The 3,690-nt window shown below is 58.6% G+C and carries 3 protein-coding genes and 1 pseudogene; all 4 read left to right on the forward strand.

Features of this window, described 5'->3' with window-relative positions:
- Positions 1-303, forward strand: a pseudogene (locus P7F28_RS08890) (xanthine dehydrogenase family protein molybdopterin-binding subunit); the annotation flags it as partial.
- 111 nt (positions 304-414) lie between these two features.
- Positions 415-1,182 (forward strand): glucose 1-dehydrogenase, encoded by a 768-nt coding sequence (locus P7F28_RS08895; RefSeq protein WP_277184144.1) that lies wholly within the window; start codon positions 415-417, stop codon positions 1,180-1,182.
- 151 nt (positions 1,183-1,333) lie between these two features.
- Positions 1,334-1,840, forward strand: coding sequence for a cupin domain-containing protein (locus P7F28_RS08900; RefSeq protein WP_370467278.1), 507 nt, complete (start codon positions 1,334-1,336; stop codon positions 1,838-1,840).
- A 97-nt stretch (positions 1,841-1,937) separates the two neighbouring features.
- Positions 1,938-2,615 carry a carboxymuconolactone decarboxylase family protein gene (locus P7F28_RS08905; RefSeq protein ID WP_277184145.1) on the forward strand — a complete coding sequence of 226 codons (678 nt, stop codon included), beginning with the start codon at positions 1,938-1,940 and terminating at the stop codon, positions 2,613-2,615.
- Positions 2,616-3,690: the final 1,075 nt, after the last annotated feature.

The following is a 3,690-nucleotide window of genomic DNA, read 5'->3' on the forward strand; positions in this document are numbered from 1 at the left end:
GGCATTGGCGCGGCGTTGATGGAAGAAATGGCAGTTGATAAACGGCTTGGCCTGTTCATCAACCATGATTTAGCCGGATACGAAGTACCGGTTCACGCGGATATACCCCATCTCGACGCCTTCTTTGTCGAAGAGGTCGATCCGGCGATTTCGCCTTTGAAGGCGAAGGGTGTCGGCGAACTGGGCCTCACGGGAGCTGCACCGGCCGTTGCGAATGCAGTCTATAACGCGACCGGAATACGGGTGCGTCAGTATCCGATCACCCTGGACAAGTTTCTTGACCGGCTGCCGGTCATCACCTGAGCTGGTGATGTCTGTTGGGGACAGAATTGCTGGCAGCCGTTGAGCGGTCAGCCACTGCAAGTTTCCGCCGGCTAGTAGTACTCTCGACTCAACAAATTCGGAGGAAGTATCTTGGAAGTCACGTTCGATTTCTCTGGACGGGTTGCACTTGTAACCGGCGCGGCGTCAGGTATGGGCCTCGCGACGGCCAAAGCGTTTGCACAGGCAGGGGCCGCCGTGGCGCTCGCAGACGTGAATGCCGACGCTCTGAGCCACGCGGTCGACTCATTGAGAGTTCCGGCGCATCAAGTGTTGGCGGTGCCCTGCGATGTCACCGATGAGGCCCAGGTTGCTCATATGGTAAATCAAACGGTGACGACCTTTGGCCGGCTAGACGCTGCCTTTAACAACGCAGGGATTCAGGTGCCGCCAAGTGACGCTGCTGACGAACCGGCTGAGAATTTCGAGAAGGTGACGGCGGTCAACCTGCGCGGCGTCTGGGCGTGTATGAAACACGAGTTGAATCACATGAGAAAGCAAGGCAGCGGCGCAATCGTCAACTGCTCCTCGCTCGGAGGACTTGTGGGGCTTCCCGGCCGGGCGGCCTACCATGCTTCCAAACATGGGGTGATCGGGCTGACGCGAAGTGCTGCTCTCGAATATGCGCCGCGCGGGATCCGCATCAACGCCATTTGCCCTGGTACGTTTGACACCCCGATGGTCGCAGAGATGCTCCAAAAGCAGGCTGACGCGATGAAGGAGATTCTGCGTGAACAACCGATAGGACGCCTGGGGCGCGCCGAAGAGATCGCGGATGCCGTTCTTTGGCTTTGCAGTTCCGGTTCCTCCTTCGTCATTGGTCACGCACTCGCCATTGACGGTGGGTTCACGGCGCACTAATGACGTCGTTCAACCGCAATTACGCGGGTCCGTTTGTGACGGCGTTGAATGTTGGACCGTCTTCGGGCAGATGCTTGTCACAGAGGTCTGAAGCCAGAACCCAGCCCACGATTGTTGCAACAACATTCCCTCCATGAGACCGGTGCATTCCATGATCACATCCTTGTTTCGCATCATGCTTGCTGTCGCCGTCGTGCACATGTCGTTGGCTATTTCCACCGAGACGCAGGCCAGCGAATCGATGACAAATGTCGCGCAGCAGGAGATCGTGCGTGCCGGCTCTCAGCCGTCCGTGGCTGGTTCGGACGAGTACTTCGTCGGTCAAGTACGTGTACAACCCGTATGGCCCGCAGACGCGAGCATCAACGCCTCAGGCGGACTGGTGACATTTGAAGCGGGCGCGCGTTCGGCGTGGCATACCCATCCGGCCGGCCAACGACTTGTTGTGACATCAGGCTCGGGGTTGACGCAAGAATGGGGCAAGGAAGTCAAACAAATCCGGGCCGGCGACGTAGTTTGGTGTCCGCCCGGAGTGAAGCACTGGCATGGGGCTGCACACAACTCCGGGATGACTCATCTGGCTGTAACCGGCACAGTGAATGGGAAGAACGTTTCCTGGATGGAGAAGGTAACCGATGAGCAATACAACGGCCGTTAAGCGCCTAAGAAGGCGCGTCCAGACCTCGGCGTTGGCCTTGGTCGTGAGCCTGGTTTCGACACCAAGCTTACCATTTACAAACGAAGGAGCATCAAACATGACGAACACGGGAATTGACTCGCCGAGTGCCTCTGAGACCTTGACCGCTCGCCAACAGGCGATTGTGCCTATCGCGGCGTTCGCCGCCGCAGGCGATATTGCCAATTTGAATGTCGCTCTCAACCATGCCATGGATGCCGGACTCACGGTCAGCGAAACAAGAGAGATTCTAGTGCAAGTGTATGCTTACGCCGGTTTTCCACGCAGTCTCAACGCGCTCGGAGAACTCATGAAGGTTCTTGAGTCGCGCAAGCAGCGTGGCGTCCAGGACGCACCCGGCAAGCTTCCCAGCGCTCCGATTCCCACTGGAGATGCTTTGCTTGCTGCCGGCACAGCAAACCAGACCAAATTGTCTGGCGCTCCAGTGAAGGGGCCGCTCTTTGATTTCGCGCCTGCGATTGGTGAATATCTAAAAACTCATCTTTTTGGCGATATCTTCGAACGCGACAACTTGGACTGGCAGAGTCGCGAGCTTGCTACCGTGAGTATGCTTTCCGTTATTACGGGCGCCGAGTCACAGCTCCAGGCGCATATGCGCATCAGCATGAATGTAGGCATCTCTGCGGACCAACTGCGTCGGGTAGGCGAAGTGTTAGCGGACCGCGTGGACGGAAACGCTGCTCAGCGAGCACGCGAAGCACTGGATCGCCAACTTGCTGCGGCACAGGCACACTGAAGGCTGCTCAGCAGTCGCGGTCGCGATTCCCGTGGGGCTTCTATCACCATTATTGTTTGTCCGTTTGTACGCCGCAGTTTGGTACAAATCCTGAACGCTGTCTGCGGAGGAGGCAATGTTGGGTAGCTCAAGGGCGAGCTAACTACTGGGCACAACCGGTACCGCGAAAAACGTAGCCGGAAGGCAGGGGGGGCTAATGACCGCGCCGGCGCAGGTAGCGAACGTTCAGATCAAGGCGGAACATCAAAGCTAGCCCAGCGCGGCGATCAACGCCGTATCAAGCGTCGCATCGTGCATCGTGCCGTAAGCACGCGAGTTCGACTGTAACGCCGTCTGGGAGCTGCGCCGAAGGGGCGCGCCGTTGGTCGCGACGCAATCCTCATTGCTTGTGAGTCGACGCCGCCGATAGCGCCGAAGGCTTCTGAGCGGGCTGCGCAGATCCCGGTTCTCTAGCGAGGGTGCGGATGAAAGCCACCGCTCACGGCTCAACCGCGCTTTTCCTGCAACGAGCAGTGTTGGAGCACCCGCGCCGTAGGCCTGGCTGTTGGTTGCTTACCAGCGAGCCCGGGGATGTCGGGCGTACATGCTAGACAGTCGCTCGTTGACATAGCCTCCGACCAGCCCGCGATGAAGCGGGAGTCCACAACTCAGCGTGCCCTTGATGCCGTCGCGCGATTTGTCGTCCTCGATGATCAGAATTACAGAATTACTTCGCGCGTCGAACGTTTGCCGTCCGGACAGTTCCGCGCCCCGGCGACAGCAATTGCTCGCGTTCGATCTCAGTCCGATCCATTTCGCCATGACCTGCATCCCAAGGCCCGCGGACTTCAAATTAATCATTGCGGTGCACCGTATGCGGCCGATCGTTAATGTCGAGTCGAGCGGCGCATGCGGAGCTGCGTCGGATGTCGGTCCATAGGCCTGTGCGACTAATGGTATGCGATCCACGAACGACGCCCCTCAGAGTAAGGTGGCGGAGCGCGTGAGGTGTGGTAGTGATGCGGGTCAGCGGAGGTCGGCCGGCATTTTCCAGGGAAGCAACGCTTCGTAGTCGTCGACGGTCTTCGCCATAGGC

Source organism: Caballeronia sp. BR00000012568055 (assembly GCF_029439455.1).
Classification (GTDB): domain Bacteria; phylum Pseudomonadota; class Gammaproteobacteria; order Burkholderiales; family Burkholderiaceae; genus Caballeronia.

What these genes read in the sequence shown, in the direction of transcription:
- P7F28_RS08900 (WP_370467278.1), top strand. Translation starts at nt 1,334, where the DNA reads ATGATCACATCCTTGTTTCGCATCATGCTTGCTGTCGCCGTCGTGCAC.
- P7F28_RS08905 (WP_277184145.1), top strand. Translation starts at nt 1,938, where the DNA reads ATGACGAACACGGGAATTGACTCGCCGAGTGCCTCTGAGACCTTGACC.